Annotated in this window: 15 protein-coding genes and 5 tRNA genes; 17 read left to right on the top strand and 3 right to left on the bottom strand. The window is 40.5% G+C overall.

Annotated features, from left to right (window positions below; genetic code table 11):
• The first annotated feature begins 373 nt into the window (after window positions 1–373).
• The 4 genes from OK025_RS03235 (at window position 374) to OK025_RS03220 (ending at window position 5,114) form a co-directional block, all read left to right on the top strand.
• Window positions 374–1,753 (top strand): TolC family protein, encoded by a 1,380-nt coding sequence (locus OK025_RS03235; RefSeq protein ID WP_317668314.1) that lies wholly within the window; start codon window positions 374–376, stop codon window positions 1,751–1,753.
• 32 nt (window positions 1,754–1,785) lie between these two features.
• Window positions 1,786–3,147: a sigma-54 dependent transcriptional regulator gene (locus OK025_RS03230; protein WP_317668313.1), complete on the top strand. Its 1,362-nt coding sequence runs from the start codon at window positions 1,786–1,788 to the stop codon at window positions 3,145–3,147.
• Window positions 3,148–3,150: 3 nt separating this feature from the next.
• The gene (locus tag OK025_RS03225; RefSeq protein WP_317668312.1) at window positions 3,151–4,470 is read left to right on the top strand and encodes a HAMP domain-containing sensor histidine kinase; all 1,320 of its coding nucleotides are present in this window, start codon (window positions 3,151–3,153) and stop codon (window positions 4,468–4,470) included.
• Window positions 4,471–4,595: 125 nt separating this feature from the next.
• Complete coding sequence (locus OK025_RS03220) at window positions 4,596–5,114, top strand: hypothetical protein (protein ID WP_317668311.1); 519 nt, start codon at window positions 4,596–4,598, stop codon at window positions 5,112–5,114.
• 175 nt (window positions 5,115–5,289) lie between these two features.
• On the opposite strand, the gene OK025_RS03215 is transcribed toward OK025_RS03220, so the two are convergent.
• Window positions 5,290–6,453, bottom strand: coding sequence for a BamA/TamA family outer membrane protein (locus tag OK025_RS03215; protein ID WP_317668310.1), 1,164 nt, complete (start codon window positions 6,451–6,453; stop codon window positions 5,290–5,292).
• 325 nt (window positions 6,454–6,778) lie between these two features.
• Here OK025_RS03215 and OK025_RS03210 point away from each other — a divergent pair.
• From OK025_RS03210 to OK025_RS03170, 9 genes are all read left to right on the top strand, one after another.
• A tRNA-Thr gene (locus OK025_RS03210) sits at window positions 6,779–6,851 on the top strand.
• A gap of 26 nt (window positions 6,852–6,877) precedes the next feature.
• A tRNA-Tyr gene (locus tag OK025_RS03205) sits at window positions 6,878–6,958 on the top strand.
• A gap of 50 nt (window positions 6,959–7,008) precedes the next feature.
• Window positions 7,009–7,081, top strand: a tRNA-Gly gene (locus OK025_RS03200).
• A gap of 95 nt (window positions 7,082–7,176) precedes the next feature.
• A tRNA-Thr gene (locus OK025_RS03195) sits at window positions 7,177–7,248 on the top strand.
• Between the two features lie 72 nt (window positions 7,249–7,320).
• Window positions 7,321–8,505 (top strand): elongation factor Tu, encoded by a 1,185-nt coding sequence (tuf, locus tag OK025_RS03190; RefSeq protein WP_075991174.1) that lies wholly within the window; start codon window positions 7,321–7,323, stop codon window positions 8,503–8,505.
• Between the two features lie 163 nt (window positions 8,506–8,668).
• Window positions 8,669–8,739, top strand: a tRNA-Trp gene (locus OK025_RS03185).
• Window positions 8,740–8,762: 23 nt separating this feature from the next.
• Window positions 8,763–8,957 (top strand): preprotein translocase subunit SecE, encoded by a 195-nt coding sequence (secE, locus tag OK025_RS03180; RefSeq protein ID WP_028072657.1) that lies wholly within the window; start codon window positions 8,763–8,765, stop codon window positions 8,955–8,957.
• A gap of 20 nt (window positions 8,958–8,977) precedes the next feature.
• Window positions 8,978–9,523: a transcription termination/antitermination protein NusG gene (nusG, locus tag OK025_RS03175; RefSeq protein WP_046672242.1), complete on the top strand. Its 546-nt coding sequence runs from the start codon at window positions 8,978–8,980 to the stop codon at window positions 9,521–9,523.
• A gap of 69 nt (window positions 9,524–9,592) precedes the next feature.
• A complete protein-coding gene (locus OK025_RS03170; RefSeq protein WP_317668309.1) occupies window positions 9,593–11,173 on the top strand; it encodes a S41 family peptidase in 1,581 nt (526 codons plus the stop codon).
• A gap of 19 nt (window positions 11,174–11,192) precedes the next feature.
• On the opposite strand, the gene OK025_RS03165 is transcribed toward OK025_RS03170, so the two are convergent.
• Window positions 11,193–11,513 carry a helix-turn-helix domain-containing protein gene (locus OK025_RS03165; protein WP_120333427.1) on the bottom strand — a complete coding sequence of 107 codons (321 nt, stop codon included), beginning with the start codon at window positions 11,511–11,513 and terminating at the stop codon, window positions 11,193–11,195.
• 159 nt (window positions 11,514–11,672) lie between these two features.
• Between OK025_RS03165 and OK025_RS03160 the strand changes: the two genes are divergently transcribed.
• Window positions 11,673–11,813, top strand: a complete 141-nt coding sequence (locus OK025_RS03160; RefSeq protein WP_312331629.1) for a hypothetical protein — start codon at window positions 11,673–11,675, stop codon at window positions 11,811–11,813.
• Here the strand turns inward: OK025_RS03160 and OK025_RS03155 are convergent.
• A complete protein-coding gene (locus tag OK025_RS03155; protein WP_317668308.1) occupies window positions 11,810–12,466 on the bottom strand; it encodes a rhomboid family intramembrane serine protease in 657 nt (218 codons plus the stop codon). The two genes, OK025_RS03160 and OK025_RS03155, sit on opposite strands and share 4 nt — an antisense overlap.
• A gap of 112 nt (window positions 12,467–12,578) precedes the next feature.
• Between OK025_RS03155 and OK025_RS03150 the strand changes: the two genes are divergently transcribed.
• From OK025_RS03150 to OK025_RS03140, 3 genes are read left to right on the top strand one after another with little or no spacing between them, the layout of a single operon-like run.
• On the top strand, window positions 12,579–13,679 hold the full coding sequence (locus tag OK025_RS03150; RefSeq protein WP_317668307.1) for an HlyD family secretion protein: 1,101 nt from the start codon (window positions 12,579–12,581) through the stop codon (window positions 13,677–13,679).
• Window positions 13,680–13,713: 34 nt separating this feature from the next.
• Window positions 13,714–15,876: a peptidase domain-containing ABC transporter gene (locus tag OK025_RS03145; protein ID WP_317668306.1), complete on the top strand. Its 2,163-nt coding sequence runs from the start codon at window positions 13,714–13,716 to the stop codon at window positions 15,874–15,876.
• A gap of 17 nt (window positions 15,877–15,893) precedes the next feature.
• The gene (locus OK025_RS03140; protein WP_317668305.1) at window positions 15,894–17,240 is read left to right on the top strand and encodes a TolC family protein; all 1,347 of its coding nucleotides are present in this window, start codon (window positions 15,894–15,896) and stop codon (window positions 17,238–17,240) included.

The following is a 17,240-nucleotide window of genomic DNA, read 5'->3' as shown; positions in this document are numbered from 1 at the left end:
TCAGGATTTTGATCTATTTAAGTATAGGACAAAGCGATGTATACCGCCATTTTTAACTAATTAATAGCTATTGTATTCGTAGATTACTCGGTGCTTGTTCGGAGCTTGTTCGGTGCTTCTTCGGTACTTCTTCGGTTGTAAGCGAAGAAATACCGAAGAAACACCGAGGAATATCCATAGAATAAACGAATAAATGGTGAACTTGATCTTCATCATGTTCCTATTTATACACTTGTAGATTTTAATTGTCCAACTACGCACACCGACTGTTCATTAACGAACATTTTTGAAAATATGGTTTTTGTATCTATCTGATATTTAATGTTTTTGTTGTTTGGCATGGCGATGGTCAGCAAGAAAATAAAAAATGGATATGAAGAGAGTCTATATATATACTACATTATGCTTTTTATTGAGTTATGCCAAGACGGAGGCGCAGCAGATGGAGCAGCGGCTACCGGAAAAAGTGGCGCAAACAACAGTAACAAGAACCGACGATAAGCAAATTGCCAAGCGGAGCTTAGCTGAGTGTATCCAGTTGGCAATAAAGGCCAATCCAACCTTATTGCAGAATGAACTCGATGTGAAGCGTGCGGAGGTGAATTTAGCCCAGGCTAAAGCGAATAGATTGCCCGATGTAGATGCAAGCCTACAGCATAGTCTGACATCAGGAAGATCTCAGGATAATTCTACCCTTCAATATATTTCATCAAACAATTCAACTGGGAATTTTTCTTTGGACGCAAGTCTGCCAATATTTAGAGGGTTTCGCTTATTTCACGAGATACGGATGCGTGCCGACGCAAAGACCGCAGGTAAATTGACTTTTGATACGCAGATTAATGCCTTAAAACTGGATGTTATTACTGCTTATATCCAAAGTTTGACTGCTCAGGATATATTGCGGCAGTCCGAAATGCAGACTGAGGTAACCCGAGAACAGGTTCGCCGAGCGGAGAGTATGCATAAGGAAGGCGCGATTAATCCCGGAGATTACTTCGATTTGAAAGGACAACTGGCAAATGATATCAATACGATTGAAAATAATAGGCAGTTATTATACAATAGCCGAGTGAAACTCGCGGTCCTATTAAATATGGATGAAAATCAATTGGGCGAATTGGATAATCTGGGAATAAAAGAGAGCGGGCAGCGGTTGGATGCAAAACAGTTGTATGAAATGGCTGTTGGTCAATTGCCGGATATACAGGCGTTGGATTATCGAATCAAAGTGGCGGAACGCGATATCAAGATCGCAAAGTCATACTATTATCCGTCTTTGAGTCTGAGAGCTGGTTTAGGATCCAATTATTCTAAATTGGGTATTCAAGGAACGTATTGGTCCCAAATGCGTAATAACGTCGGAAAGTCTATTTCTTTAAATCTCTCAATTCCCATTTTTAATCATTTGCAGGTATACAACAACGTCCGCCTGGCAAAATTAGATCTACAAGCTGCTAAATTTCAAAAAGAGATTCAACAAAATATTTTACGAGCTGCGACGTCCAATGCCGTTTTTAACTTACAGAACGCAAGCAATATGATTACACAATTGCGTAGTCAAAATGAAAATTACGCCGAATCTTTTCGCATTGCCAAAGTCGTTTTCGAATTAGGAAATAGTAATTCAGTTATATTTTTGACCGCGAAAAATAAATACGATAACAGCCAGATTCAATTGTTGGTAAAACAATACGAATGGCTGCTGCAAAAATATATCAATGATTATTACGCAGGCTCGTTGAATTTATAGTTATCTTAGTATCTTCAATGAAGTCAGGAAGTATGAAAAAAGCATCTATTTTAGTCGTTGATGATGACCAGGATTTATTAACTGCGGCAAGAATCTTGCTTAAACCTAAAGTTAGTCATATTCAAGTTGAACCTAATCCAGAGAATCTTATTGCACACCTGGAGAAGACCGCCTATGATCTAGTGCTTTTAGATATGAATTTTAAAAGTACGATTAATACCGGTAATGAGGGCTTGTATTGGTTGTCTCGAATTAAAGAAAAGTTCCCACAGGTACATGTTATTATGATAACAGCTTATGGAGCTGTTGATCTGGCCGTAAAATCATTGAAGCAGGGAGCTTCGGATTTTGTGGTGAAGCCTTGGGAAAATGAGCAGTTGCTTGCAACGATCGAAAGCGCCCTCGCGGAATCAAAAAATAAAGAAAAGAAAAGTAAAAGCTCCTTGCTCAGCAGTACACACAGTCCTGATATGATTGGTAATTCCATCGTGATGGATGAACTGCAATATAAATTGGAGAAAATTGCCCCTACAGATGCCAATATATTAATATTAGGAGAAAATGGAACCGGTAAAGATCTGATTGCTCAAGCCATTCAGCGAAGATCGCTACGTTCGGACCGGACTTATGTCAAGGTTGACGTGGGAGCATTGACAGAAACATTGTTTGAAAGTGAACTTTTTGGCTATAAAAAGGGCGCATTTACAGATGCGCGTGAAGATCGTCAGGGGCGATTCGAAGCGGCAAACGGAGGGACACTGTTCTTAGATGAAATTGGCAATATCTCCCTGCAGCAACAAGCCAAGTTGTTAACCGTATTGCAGAATAGACAGGTTACACCGTTGGGGTCCTATCAACCTATCCCGGTGGATATACGCTTAATCTCGGCGACCAATGTGCCGTTAAAGCAGCTTGCAGATGAAAGCCGTTTTCGAAAAGACTTAATTTATCGAATCAATACCGTGGAGATTCAAGTACCGCCCTTGCGTGAACGCGGGGAGGATATCAAACTTTTGGCTGAACATTTTCTCGATATCTATTCGAAAAAATATAATAAACGGATAGAAGGTTTTGAGTCGGATGCAGTAAAAAAAATGTTTGCCTATCATTTCCCTGGTAACGTGCGGGAACTCCAATACAGCATCGAGCGCGCAGTTATTATGGCTGATCAGCTTAGTATTGCCGGAAATGACCTCTTTTTCTCACCAATTGAGCAGCAAGTCGATAACCGCGTCACCGAATCTAGCCCCAGCAGTCAAAATTTGGAAGAATTGGAACGTAAAGCGATCAAATCAGCGATTGAGCGTTACAATGGAAATATCAGTAAAGCAGCAAAAGAATTGGGGCTCACGCGGGCAGCACTTTATAGACGTTTGGAGAAATATGATATTTAGTCCATGAGACACGGAAAAATCCTAAACGGAATCAAAATTATCTTACTGTTGGTAGCAGCTTTTGTGAGTGCTTACTTGCTATTAAGACGTGAATACGTACAGGCGGCTTTGATCTTCTGTGTCATGCTTTATCTCGGTTTTAATTTATATGCACAATATAATTTTTTAACGAGGCAATTGATAGAATTTTCCGAGGCGGTCAAATACCGCGATTTTACGAGGCGGTTTTTAGTGAAAAATACCAAATCAGTAGAGGGAAAGCTTTTCCTTGCCTTTAATCAAATCAACGAAACCTATAAGGAGATCAGTATCAAACAGGAAATTCAACATCAATACCTGGATCGTGTGATCAATATGCTGAATTCTGCTATCATATTTTACGAAAGAGATAGCGGCAAGGTCATGTGGGTGAACGATGCATTTAAACAGCTTTTCCATCTACCGCATCTCGGGAATATAGCTGGGTTAAAGAAAAAAAACAGCGATCTATATGAAAAGACCATGCTACTTGAAAATGGACAGCAGCAAATGGAGTCGGTTCAGTCGAGTAAAGGGAAAATTAAATTATTGATCCAAAGTTCAAGCTTTGAGACCCAGGATGCTGTATTTAGGATTGTTGTTTACCAAAATATCAACGAAGCAATCGATGAAACGGAGACAAAGGCCTGGCACAAATTGTTGCGCGTGCTTACACATGAAATTATGAATTCCATTGCGCCTATCAGTTCACTTGCCGAAACTTTGAATGGACGTTTGGATCACTTTAAAGGACATGAGGATATAGAAGATCTGAAAATTGGTATTTCTACCATCAAGCGCCGAAGTGAGGGGCTATTGCATTTTGCCAAAAGTTATCGCATGATAAATAAAGTGGATCAACCTCAGCTTGCACCCATTCAGATTGCACCGCTGTTTGAGCATATCTATCAATTGCTTGAGCCTACACTGATCCAAAAAAATATTGATGTTGATATTATTCTGAAAAATACCCGATTAGTGCTGTCTGCGGATGTTAACTTGATCGAACAGGTTATTATTAACTTAATGTTGAATGCCATCGATGCGGTTAAACATAGGGAAGAGGCTTACATTAGCTTATCTGCGCTAGAGATAGATGGTAGGGTGCAGATTCGGATTGAAGATAATGGGGCAGGAATTCCTGCTGATCTTCAGGAGCAGATCTTTACACCATTTTTTACAACGAAGAAAACGGGGACAGGTGTGGGATTGACTTTAAGTAAGCAAATTATGCTCTTGCACAAAGGGACCATTTTTCTTAACAGTACCGAAGGGCAGGGGAGTGTTTTTGTCCTCCAGTTTTAACATTTTTTTGTCCGGTAACAAAACTTCTTTCTTGTTTTAGTAATCACGTCGGTCGAGCAAATAAAGCGTGATGTTCCATGTGAAAAATCATAAAATTTAGCGATGTTTGCAGCGAAATGAACTACATGCTTAAGTATTGGCGGCATTATTTTGTATCCCATAGTCGCCATGGGACCCATTCTCCTTTTGTTTATAAATTGGTAGACGAAGTGATCTATCAAAAGACATCCAAAGCGAGCGCTTCAGAGTTACCAGCAACTATTCAAAACAAAAGCAAGGTAGAACAAAAAAAGTACGCATTAATGGATCGATTATTAAGAACATTTGCTTACGACAATTTTAACTATTGGGCCGATCGGCCTCAGGAAAGCTATGCTAATCTCCTGCAGCAGCAATGTGGAAGTTATGCCTATCGACATATTTATTATATTGATCGGGAAGATCTTGACCTGAATTTTTTGGGAAATGTTGGCGATAGAGATCTATTCATCATAAACGAACCTCATCAGTCGGAGAAGAGGGAGGCCTATTGGGATAAGATTAAAAAAGATGATCGCGTGGTGGTTACGATCGATTTATATCGCGTTGGTCTGGTTTTCTTTAGGAAAGAACAGCGAAAAGAGAATTTTCTGATTCGGTTTTAGGCTGCTGTTGTTGCTAATGCTTGGTGAGCGATCAGACATCCAGCCACTGCGCCTTTTAGACCTAAAATATTATTTAATGCTTGCAATATTGGATAAGGAGGGAAAAAGGAACAGGTGGATCTCATTAGACGAGAATAAACAAGAGCACCCATAAATTTATGGATGCTCTTGTTCGTTAAAAAGCTTCACTTAAGGACAGATAAAAACCCGACTGCCGTTTTTCTCCGGGTCTTTGTTCACCAAAAGAATAATCAAAGCGTATGCTGCTATTGTGTTCGAGGCTAAAGAAGTAACGTAAACCACCACCGTAACTTGCGACATATCGGCTGCTATTTTCCTTGGAAAAGGTGGATCCGAGTCCTGAAAATCCAACGATACCAAAGCGTGGATGAAAGCGATAGCGCAGTTCAGCCTGTGAGGCAAGATAATTCTTGTCTCGATAACGTCCGAGGTAATAACCGCGCATCATCATGTCTCCACCGAGCTCACGGTAATTGTAAAATGGGACAGTTTTTCCAAATGTGGAACGAAAGATTCCTTGCAGGGCCAATGTGACTTGGTTGTGCAGGGGAATAAAGCCACGGAGATCCACATCGAGGTTTGCCCCCGTAAAATCAGTACTTGTCCATAACTTTGGGGCATAGGCCAGCCGCAATTTTGCATAATACCCCTTTGTTGTATAAGAAACGTTGTCCCTATTGTCAAACAATTGCGAAAGACCTACGAGTAGCTGTTGTCCGCCACGCTTTCCAATCAGATCGGAATGGTTGAAAATGCGATCGGCACTATCGCTTCGAATGGTGAAGTTATCGTATTGAATGTTGACACCCGAATAAAGGAAGTTGCTGATTTTTTTCTCAGCTTCGAGTTTGACGCGAAATAATTTTTGATCAACGCGTTCCTCATCCGCTTTCCAGGTGTCCATACCGATGCCATAATAGTTGAAGGGCCAATTACGGTAGCGTATTTCACTTATTAGATGGTAGTCGTTGTTTTTAGTCCAGAGATCGGTCTGTAGTTTGAAGTTGGACTGGCTATTGGATGTAAAGGTTCCCATGGCCATGACGGTGGAGGTGCGGATTTTGGGATCAGATTTGTCCAGATAAAAGTTATACGCGCTGGCCAGGCCGTATTCTACACCCGTTTCCTGCGCATAACCAACGGCCGGTAAAACCATAAAACTACCGGAACGTGTAGAATCCCTTTCGGAAGAAAGAAATTTTTTACTCAATTTTTGAATAATATTTTGAGCTTTCAATTCGGCCGATCCCATTAAAAGTACCGTAAATAGTACAGAGTATCGGGTAAGTTTTGAAAGTGATTGCGGTAAAATTTGCATGCCCAAAGATAGTATATTAGCCAAATAACCAAAACAGGTAAATATGCAATCAAAAATTATTGTGCTGCATATCAGTATAATTGCCAAAAACTGTCGTTTTTTTTTGATAAATATTTTTGTAAAGTGAGTTTTGTGTCTATCTTTGCATCAGCAAACAAGGGAACAACGGTTCAAAACAACGAAAGTTTGCTTAGTTCTTTAAATGAAAAAAATAAAAAATAAACTTGCAGAAATCAAAAGTAAATTCGATATTTGCACTCGCTGAAAAGGTAGAGATACTTGGTCAGACGTTGATAGAATGTAAGTTTAAATAAAGATATTAGAAGCCTCTTTAGCTCAGCTGGTAGAGCAACTGACTTGTAATCAGTAGGTCATTGGTTCGATTCCGATAAGAGGCTCTAAATGTAACGAAAGTTACAGGTCTGGAGGGGTTCCAGAGCGGTCAAATGGGACGGACTGTAAATCCGTTGCTTCGGCTTCGAAGGTTCGAATCCTTCTCCCTCCACACTTTATTTTAATTAGGGTGTTAGATTTACTCTAGTTTCTAATTATTAAGCGGAAGTAGCTCAGTTGGTAGAGCGATAGCCTTCCAAGCTATAGGTCGCGAGTTCGAACCTCGTCTTCCGCTCAAATTTTTCAAGTATTAAATTTAGTCTCTATCTTCTTTGATAATAATGTATCTAAAGGTGGGGGCATTAATACGTAAATAAGGTTTTTTAGTAAGCCGAAGTAGCTCAGGGGTAGAGCACTTCCTTGGTAAGGAAGAGGTCGTGGGTTCAAATCCCATCTTTGGCTCGTACTTGTGTAAAAGTTAAGCAAGAGTATATAACAAATAGAAATAATTTATAATTACTAATTCGCATAAACATGGCAAAAGAGAAATTTGACCGTAGTAAACCACACTTAAACATTGGTACTATCGGTCACGTTGACCACGGTAAAACTACAACTACAGCTGCTATCACTAAAGTATTGGCTGATAAAGGTTTGTCAGAAGCTCGTTCATTTGATTCAATTGACTCTGCTCCTGAAGAAAAAGAGCGTGGTATCACAATCAATACTGCACACGTAGAATATTCTACAGCTAACCGTCACTATGCACACGTTGACTGTCCAGGTCACGCTGACTACGTTAAGAACATGGTAACTGGTGCTGCTCAAATGGACGGTGCTATCATCGTAGTTGCTGCGACTGATGGTCCTATGCCTCAAACTCGTGAGCACATCTTGTTGGCTCGCCAAGTAGGTGTTCCTGCGTTAGTAGTATTCATGAACAAAACTGACTTAGTTGATGACCCTGAGTTGTTAGACTTAGTTGAAATGGAAGTTCGTGAGTTATTATCATTCTACGAATTCCCTGGTGATGATATCCCTGTAATCAAAGGTTCTGCTTTAGGTGCATTGAACGGTGAGCCTGAGTGGGTTGAGAAAATCATGGAATTAATGGATGCTGTAGATAACTACATTCCAATTCCTCCACGTTTGACTGACTTACCTTTCTTGATGCCAGTAGAAGACGTATTCTCGATCACAGGTCGTGGTACAGTTGCTACAGGTCGTATCGAAAGAGGTGTAATCAACTCTGGTGATCCAGTTGAGATCTTAGGTATGGGTGCTGAGAACTTGAAATCTACAGTAACAGGTGTTGAGATGTTCCGTAAAATCTTAGATTACGGTGAGGCTGGTGATAACGTAGGTTTATTGTTACGTGGTATTGAGAAAACTGATATCAAACGTGGTATGGTTATCTGTAAACCAGGTTCAGTAACTCCTCACGATCATTTCAAAGCTGAGGTTTACGTATTGTCAAAAGCTGAAGGTGGTCGTCACACTCCATTCTTCAACAAATACCGTCCTCAATTCTATTTCCGTACAACTGACGTAACTGGAGAGATCTCTTTACCAGAAGGTACTGAAATGGTTATGCCAGGTGATAACGTTACAATCAGCGTGAAATTAATTTCTGCTATTGCAATGGAAAAAGGTCTACGTTTCGCTATCCGTGAGGGTGGTCGTACAGTAGGTGCTGGTCAGGTAACTGAAATTATCTAGTCTTTAATAAAGATTTAGAATCACATAGAATAAGCTAATCGACTGAGGTTGATTAGCTTATTTTTTCGATAAGCGATTTATCGGAATAGAATAAAAAAAAGTGAAAAAAGATTTGCAGAAAGTGGTTTAAAACACTATATTTGCATCACAAAATAAGAAATACACGGGCATAGTTTAAAGGTAGAACGAAGGTCTCCAAAACCTTTGGTCTGGGTTCGAGTCCTGGTGCCCGTGCTTATAAAAACAGATAAACTAAAATGGCAAAAGTACTTGATTTTTTTAAAGACTCTTATGTAGAGATCACTGAGAAAGTGACTTGGCCTACATGGTCTCAGTTACAAAGTTCAGCTGTTATTGTGCTTGTTGCTTCTCTTCTTATTGCATTGGTTGTCTTTGTAATGGATAAAGCTTCAAGTGTAGGGTTAGAATTCTTGTACGGTATTGCTTCTTAATTTTTCAATCGTATTTATTTATGGCAGATCAAGGTTTAAAGTGGTACGTAGTTCGTGCTGTAAGTGGTAAAGAAAAGAAAGTAAAGCAATATATTGATGCCGAAGTTAGCCGTTTAGGTATTGAACACTTGATTCCTCAAGTGTTGATTCCAATGGAAAAATACTACTTGATGCGCGATGGTAAGAAAGTTGCTAAAGAACGTAACTATTATCCTGGTTATGTATTATTAGAAGCAGCTCTTGACGGTGAGTTAGAGCACATCATCAAAAATATCAATAGCGTAATTGGTTTCTTGGGCGATAAAGCTGGTAATGCGGTTCCTTTGCGCCAAGCAGAAGTAAATCGTATCCTAGGTAAAGTGGATGAAATGGCCGAACAAGGTGAAACCATTAACGTTCCTTACTATGTGGGTGAAACAGTGAAAGTAAATGATGGTCCTTTCAACGGATTTACTGGAGAGATCGAAGAAGTCCACGAAGATAAAAAGAAATTAATCGTGATGGTGAAAGTCTTCGGTCGTAAGACGCCACTTGAATTAAACTACATGCAAGTAGAAAAAGAGTAAGATTAGTAATTAACGATAGAGAAAAGCTTTTCATGAAAATTGGAAGGCTTTTTTTGTATCTTACTGCAAATGAAAAGGCCAACTATTTATCTATTCGTATTGGTGTATGTGCTGACATTGCTGAGCTGTGCAAATGTCGAGAAGTACAATCGATTTATCGAAACTCCCCTGGCGGTGGAAGCTATGCAGCAAGATATCAACTATGTCGAGCATAACTTATGGAAAATGCATCCAGACCTGTTTCTGTATGTGCGGGAAGATCAGTTAAAGGTTAAGTTCGACAGCCTTCGTAGGGCGATCCGCCAACCCTTATTGCCCAATCAGTTTCAGCTGGCATTAGCATCTGTACTGGCCCAGGTTCGGCAGGGGCATATGACGCTGAGTCCTCTTATTTCCAAATTTGATGCAAAAGGTAAGGATAAAGTCCGTTATCAAAAAAGTAAGGGGCCCTTTTCACAACTGGGCTTTCATTGGCAAGAAAACACACTCTATCTCTCAAAAAATGGGACGTTAGATTCAAGCTTGCTCCCAGGCTCTAAAATTCTTGCCATTGAGGGGATACAACCACAACATTTATATACAAAATATCGTCCAACCTTTACGTCGGATGGCTATAATACGACATTTATAGATCAGGCTTTTGAGCGTTTATTACCGCGGTATTACCAATTGGAACTGGGGTATAAAGATTCTATTTCGGTTTTGTTTTCTTGCGCCGATAGTACATATCAGCGGACTGTGGTCAGAAGGTTTGACAGTGTCGATACAAAGGCTAAATCGGGGGTAACGACCAAGGCTGTGAAAAAAGTAGGCCAACCTGATCAGAAGAAAAGTGATCTAAAAAAGCAGCGTAAAATCTTTGGGTATAATGCCAATCTAAAAAGGATGAGTAAACAGCTCTCTTTTCCTGTCAAAGGCGATAGCAGCGTTGCTTTACTGAAGGTGGTTGATTTTTCGTACGGGCGTCCAAAAGAAGCCTATAGAAGGATTTTTGATCGGCTTAAGCTTAATTCGGTCCAATACCTGATCTTGGATCTTCGTGGCAATTTGGGCGGACGTTTGTCCGATGTCCGTGAACTATACAGTTACTTAGTGGAAGAGGATAAATTCCAATTTGTTCAGCCAGCAGTTATCACCTCAAAATTCAACTTGCCGTTTTATCAGGTAAAAGGGTTGCCGGGCTGGTCTTATCCCATTTTATCACCATTTATTATACCAAGTGCTGTAGTATCCTGGACAAAGAGCTTTTCCAAAGATGGGATAAATTATACCCATCTTACAGGAAGTAAAGTCGAAAAATCAAAAGGCAGTCGCTATCGCGGTGATTTATTTGTACTGATTGATGGCGGGACTTTTTCTGCAGCGAGTTTAATTGCTACAAATCTAAAAGTTGGGAAGCGGGCTGTTTTTGTGGGGGAGGAAACTGGTGGGGCTGCCAATGGAACAGTTGCCGGATCTCTTCCTGTGCTGAAACTTCCAAACTCCCATCTGCGTTGGCGTTTTGGCTTAATGGATGTCAAACCTTATTATCAAGTATCAGAAGAGGGAAGGGGTGTCATGCCGGATGTTCCTGTCGTACGGAGTGTTGATGATGTTGTCAAGGGGAAAGATCCAGTATTGGATAAGGTGTTGAAGTCTATTAAAAAATAAGGCGAAGTGTAATTAAGGATTAGACTTCACCTTGAGATCGTTTCCCTTGAAATAAGGCAATTATTTTCTTTGCAAGAAGTTTGCTATAATGATAGATTAGGCCAAAGATATTTTCTCCTGTTATGTCACTGGCTAAAGCAGGTGGTAAAAGCTCATAGATGGTAATACCAAAATATTCGGCAATCTTGTAAACCTGCTCTACCTTTAGCTTCGTCTCATTGCGTTCTATTTTTGAATAGGCAGCCTGTGATATCTCCAAAACGAATGCAACGGCTTCTTGCGATATCTTGAGACTTTCTCTTTTCTGTCTAATAATTGTTCCGATTTCCTCTCTTGCCATTCTTTTCAATACCAAAATTTAGAAATCCTAATTTAATAAATATAACTTATAGTTGTGAAGTTTTTTGATGTTAAAACTTCTAGTTATAGTCTATAACCCTAGGTTGTGGTGGCTAAGCCACTTTTCCATGAATTTTGAGGAAATAAAAATCAAAATATTATGGAAAAAAAATTGGGAGAAATTAATGTAAGCGAGTTAGATGCAAATGAAGTGTTAGAAATTGGAGGTGGGGGGTCGGAAAGGAAGGATGAGAAGAGAACTAATTTTTGGGAATGGCTAAAAACAGGTCTATTAGGTTAAAGGAAAATTTTGAAAACAGTTTGAATTTCAAGAAAGGATTGAGGCCGAACGATTATTGCTAAAAGTGATCCGGTCAGATAGGCTAAAAGGTGTAATCTTTTGTTGATTTTACTTTTAGGAATTTTTAATAAAAAAAATAATAAAAGCAAAACAGCCAGCCAGTACTGAGCACTATTGTTAATAAAAGGAATAATGAAACTATGTGTTGGTTGTAAAGGAAAATACAAAAAACTGAATCCAAATAAGCCAAATGTGAGGTTAGATGCGCCGATAGACGTGTGGATGAAATTGCCTTTTTCTTGTAGATATTGGAATAAATTTGGAAGTATAATCATCATGATAAATAGCAATGGGGTGACTAGCGATGTGATGGTAATCCCAGATTCTTGCTTTAAATTACCAAATGTATCATATCCCAATCCAAAAATCACAATACAATTAAACAGCAAATGAATCCAATTCCGGTGAATTAATGCAGAGGTAAGCAAAGTATGAATACGCTTACCTCTTGCTATTTCGTAGGGGTGCAGGATCAGCGCGTGGAAAAACGATTTGTTATAAAATCCAATTATGCTGCATATCAATATAATCGGTACGACAATATAGGAATAGGGGGCTTCGGCGAAAGTTGGGAATATGTCGAAAAATTTCATTAACCACTATTAATTTGCGTTGTAAGTTAATTAATAAATTTTAAAATACAACCTCAGGTTGTGGTGGATCAAAAATGTAATATACATTTTTGGATATTGATTAAAAACCAAGATGAAAAGAACAAATATCATATACTTACTGCTGATAGTGGCTATAATTATAGGGTTGATATTATTACCGTTTATCAAAGTGCCTATTTCAATTTCGGCACAGGGAATTGTCAGGCCTGCAATGGAGAACACAAAGATGCTATCCTTGGTCAGTGGCCGTATTATTGACAACCGTGTTGTGGGGAACAATCAGCAGGTAAAACAGGGGGATACACTACTGATCGTTGTTTCCGAAGATCTGGAAAATAAACTGTCCCTGAATAAGGGTTTAACAGATGACTATGCGAGACAAATCGCTGATCTAAAACTTATTCTTGATGGTAGGGCAAAAAGTCTGCAAGGTGGACAATATCAACTGGAATATCTGTCCATGGAACAACGTATGTCCGAAATACAGTCGCAGCTTACCTTAGCACGTCGTGAACTGGACCGAAATAATCAGCTATTCAGCCAAGGGGTGGTGTCCCAAGCGGAACTCGATAAAACACAATATGCTTTTGAGCAACTTGAAAATCAGTTTTTGACGATACGCAAGCAGCAGATGGCGCAATGGAGCGCTAAGTTGGTCGAACTGCGACAGAAATCTCAATCATTGTCCTCCGAGAAGAAGTCAATCTTGATTGATGGTCAAAACTATATTGTTCGTGCGCCTATAACTGGGACGGTGGTCAATTTTAAAGGGTATCAAAAAGGGGGACAGCTCGTACAAGGACAGGATATTCTGGAAATTTCACCGGAGGATCAGCTTATAGCCGAATGTTTGGTGCCAGCCAAATCCATCGGCTATATCAAAAAGGATCAATCGGTCAAATTCCAGATGGATACGTATAATTATAACCAATGGGGATTTCTTTCTGGGACAGTGCATGATATTGACTACAATCTGGTAAGCGACCAACAAAAAGGATCTTATTTTAGGGTCAGATGTCACCTCGATAAAAACTTTCTGAGTCTTCCCAATGGGAATCAGGCCTTTGTAGGAAAGGGAAATACATTCAACGCGCGGTTTTACCTCTTAGACCGTACGTTATGGCAGCTCCTGTTCGATCGGGCCGACGATCTGTTCAATCCAAATCTTGGCGCTAAGACGAGCGCATTATAAAACTTCTTTATTATCTGACAACAGTAAATTTGTAATGAAAAAATCTCCTGTTTGCATTAAGCAGCACGATATCCGTGACTGTGGGGCGGCCTGTCTGGCATCTATTGCGGGCTATTATGGTACACATATTCCTATTGCCAAGATCAGACAATTCTGTCACACCGATACGCGTGGTACCAATGTATTAGGTATGGTTCAAGGACTGCAACAAATGGGTTTTAATGCCAAAGGTGTCAAGGGCGCTATAGATGCCATTCCGCAGATACCTTTACCAGCAATTGCCCATGTTGTGCTCAAAGAGCAGCTCCAACACTATGTGGTAATCTATCAGGTGGAAAAGGATAAAATCACGGTGATGGATCCTGGCTTCGGAAAAGTGGAAAAATATAACTTTGAGGCCTTTCAGAAGATTTGGACTGGGGTGTTGATCTTAATGGAACCCAATGAATATTTTGAACAGAAAAATGAGAAGATCGCTGTTTACAAGCGATTCTGGAATCTGATCCGGCCCCATCGCTCGGTGATCGTTCAGGCATTGGTGGGAGCTGCTGTGTATACGCTACTGGGGCTTTCAACATCGTTTTACATTGAGAAAATTACCGATTATGTACTGGTCGATGGCAATGTGCGCTTATTGAACCTTCTTTCGATCGGTATGTTGGTCATTCTGATTTTTCAGTTGCTCATTGGTACATTGAAAAGTGTCATGGTCTTGCAAACGGGGCAAAGGATTGATAAATATCTGATTTTAGGTTATTATAAACATTTGCTGAGTCTCCCGCAACGCTTCTTTGATACAATGAAAGTGGGCGAGATTATATCGCGGGTTAACGATGCAGTCAAAATTCGTGCTTTTATTAATGATATAGCTATACAGGCTGTCGTCAATTTGCTGATTGTGATCTTTTCCTTCGCGCTTATGTTTACCTATTTCTGGAAACTGGCCTTGATCATACTGCTCGTTATCCCTTTTTATCTAGGGGTCTATTGGCTTTCCAATAAACTGAACAAAAAAGTAGAGCGCCGGATGATGGAAGAAGGGGCCGAACTGGAATCTCATCTGGTCGAATCGCTCAATTCGGTCAAGACCATCAAGCAGTTTGGGATTGAAACTTATTTTAATAGCGGTACAGACAATCGGTTTTCGCATTTATTGAAAACCATTTATGCTTCGGTGATGAATGGCTTGTTTTCCAGCACCTCTGGCGAGTTATTGTCGCGGTTATTTACCATTATCCTCTTATGGGCCGGTTCATACTATGTGATCGAACGTACGATCACGCCGGGAGAACTACTCTCATTTTACGCCTTGATCGGTTATTTTACTGGGCCGGTGACACAATTGATCGGCATGAATAAGACACTGCAAAATGCATTGATTGCAGCAGATCGCTTGTTTGAAATTATGGATCTGGAGCGTGAAGAATCAGAAGAGAAATTACAGCTTACTTCGGATCTGGTTGGGGATATCGTCTTTGATAATATACGTTTTTCTTACGGATCACGGGTAGAGGTATTCCGAAATTTTAGTTGCCGGATACAACAAGGCAAGATGACGGCCGTGATCGGGGAGAGTGGAAGCGGGAAGACTACGCTAGGAGCGCTTATTCAGCAGTTGTATCGACTACAGGAGGGCAAGATTTCTATCGGTCAATACGATTTGAACTATATTTCGAAGAGTTCCCTTCGGGAACGCATTGCCATTGTGCCCCAGCAGATTGATCTTTTTTCGGGTAACGTCGTTAGTAATATTGCCGTCGGAGAGGATGTTCCCAATTTTCAGCGGCTGTTGCAGGTAGTCAATGAATTGGACATGATGTCTTTTATTGAAAAGCTTCCAGCTGGTTTTGAAACCCAGCTTGGTGAAAATGGATCCATGCTATCCGGTGGACAGCGACAACGAATTGCCATTGCACGAGCATTATACCGCAATCCGGATATTCTCATTTTAGACGAAGCGACTTCGGCTTTGGATACTTCAACAGAACAGGTAATCCAGCGAGCATTCCGTCGCTTTAAAGATTCGGGTAAGACAATGATTGTGATTGCACATCGGCTGAGTACGATCGCTGAGGCCGATACCATTATGGTGCTTAAAGATGGAGTACTTATCGAACAGGGCGAACATGAGGAATTATTAACCCAAGAGTCTGCTTATAAGGATATGTGGAAAAAGCAATCGATCGTGTTAAACTAACTGTTGTTTTTTATTCAATGATGAAAAATTATCAAAGATGTAGGATAAAGTGCTGGTTTATTTATTTAGCGGTACTGTTATCTACGAATGTACTGGCGCAACGAGCCTGGACTTTACGGGATTGTATTGATTATGCAGTGACTCATAATCTACCGATAAAACAGCAGGATATCAAGGCTGAGATAAAAGTGCTGGATCAGCAAATGGCATTGCGGGAACGCTTGCCAAGTGTGAATGGCTATGCAAATGGGTATACCACTTTTGGATCATCACAGGATGTGTTTGGTACGATTCGGCGCAATGACAATCTGAATAGCAACATGGGGATCAATGCGGAACTGACCCTATATCAATATAACTATTTTCGAAACCAAGCCAAGAAAGCGGCTTCTGAAGCGGAACAGGAACGTGTCGAAAAGGAGATATTGAAAAGGAATCTTACTGTTCAGCTGATGGAAGCCTATCTGCAGACATTGCTGGCTCAGGCACTATTGGTCTCACAGGATTCGGCCATGCAATTTTCACAGCAGTTACTGGATAAAGCCGAGAAAAGTACGGCGGTAGGGGCAACAGCTGTGTCGGTAGTTGCCGAAGCAAAAGCCAATCTGGCGCGAGAGAAACAGCAATACCAACAGTATCACAAAGATCGGCGACAGTCCTTGCTTAAGTTAGCCCAGCTGATGAACTATCCGGACTATAGTAACTTAGAACTGGCTGTCCCAGTAGTGGAGAATGATCTCCTGCAAGGGCATGCTTTTTCGGATTCATCAAGCCTGCGGGAAGAAGCTTTTGTGCATAATCCGGTATTTGCTAAGCTTCGAAGTCAAGCTGTTGGACTTGAGGTCGAGTCCAAGTTGGTTAAAGCAGCGTTATTTCCGACGGTAAAAGGATCCGCTGGTTTGGGGAGCACCTATTTCAATGCTTTTAAAGCGGACAATACGCGATCTTTTTTTGTACAGAGTAAAGACAACTTTGCCCAGCAGCTCGCTGTGACGGTTTCGGTGCCCATCTTCAACAAAAGCAAGACTAAACGTCAGTTGAAGCAGATCGACTTGAACCAGCAAAATATACAATTGGCGATTGATAATGAAAAGTTTGCTCAGCAGCAGATCTTAGATAGGCTATTGCTTGAACTGGAGGAGAACAGAAAGCAATATGGTATTGCGGTAGAAGCGAGCACGGCAACAGCGCAATCTCTAGGTTACACCCTGCGGAGTTTTGAAGCGGGCAAGGCATCGATCTATGATGTCAATACGAGTAAAAGTAATTTGATTAAAGCGGAGTCGGAAACGATCCGCAGCAAATATACTGTAGTGTTCAATCAGCTCATGCTGCGCTATCAGATTTATGGATCGATAAATTAA

This window comes from Sphingobacterium sp. UGAL515B_05 (assembly GCF_033097525.1).
GTDB lineage: Bacteria > Bacteroidota > Bacteroidia > Sphingobacteriales > Sphingobacteriaceae > Sphingobacterium.
The sequence above is the reverse complement of the archived record's forward strand: the minus strand, read 5'-3'. Positions and strand labels throughout refer to the sequence as shown.

Excerpts from the sequence above, each read along its gene's own strand:
- OK025_RS03230 (WP_317668313.1), top strand. The coding sequence starts at position 1,786 with ATGAAAAAAGCATCTATTTTAGTCGTTGATGATGACCAGGATTTATTA.
- OK025_RS03150 (WP_317668307.1), top strand. The coding sequence starts at position 12,579 with ATGAAAAGAACAAATATCATATACTTACTGCTGATAGTGGCTATAATT.
- OK025_RS03155 (WP_317668308.1), bottom strand. The coding sequence starts at position 12,466 with ATGAAATTTTTCGACATATTCCCAACTTTCGCCGAAGCCCCCTATTCC.
- OK025_RS03140 (WP_317668305.1), top strand. The coding sequence starts at position 15,894 with ATGATGAAAAATTATCAAAGATGTAGGATAAAGTGCTGGTTTATTTAT.
- nusG (WP_046672242.1), top strand. The coding sequence starts at position 8,978 with ATGGCAGATCAAGGTTTAAAGTGGTACGTAGTTCGTGCTGTAAGTGGT.
- tuf (WP_075991174.1), top strand. The coding sequence starts at position 7,321 with ATGGCAAAAGAGAAATTTGACCGTAGTAAACCACACTTAAACATTGGT.
- OK025_RS03225 (WP_317668312.1), top strand. The coding sequence starts at position 3,151 with ATGAGACACGGAAAAATCCTAAACGGAATCAAAATTATCTTACTGTTG.
- OK025_RS03145 (WP_317668306.1), top strand. The coding sequence starts at position 13,714 with ATGAAAAAATCTCCTGTTTGCATTAAGCAGCACGATATCCGTGACTGT.
- secE (WP_028072657.1), top strand. The coding sequence starts at position 8,763 with ATGGCAAAAGTACTTGATTTTTTTAAAGACTCTTATGTAGAGATCACT.
- OK025_RS03160 (WP_312331629.1), top strand. The coding sequence starts at position 11,673 with ATGGAAAAAAAATTGGGAGAAATTAATGTAAGCGAGTTAGATGCAAAT.
- OK025_RS03215 (WP_317668310.1), bottom strand. The coding sequence starts at position 6,453 with ATGCAAATTTTACCGCAATCACTTTCAAAACTTACCCGATACTCTGTA.
- OK025_RS03165 (WP_120333427.1), bottom strand. The coding sequence starts at position 11,513 with ATGGCAAGAGAGGAAATCGGAACAATTATTAGACAGAAAAGAGAAAGT.
- OK025_RS03235 (WP_317668314.1), top strand. The coding sequence starts at position 374 with ATGAAGAGAGTCTATATATATACTACATTATGCTTTTTATTGAGTTAT.
- OK025_RS03220 (WP_317668311.1), top strand. The coding sequence starts at position 4,596 with ATGCTTAAGTATTGGCGGCATTATTTTGTATCCCATAGTCGCCATGGG.
- OK025_RS03170 (WP_317668309.1), top strand. The coding sequence starts at position 9,593 with ATGAAAAGGCCAACTATTTATCTATTCGTATTGGTGTATGTGCTGACA.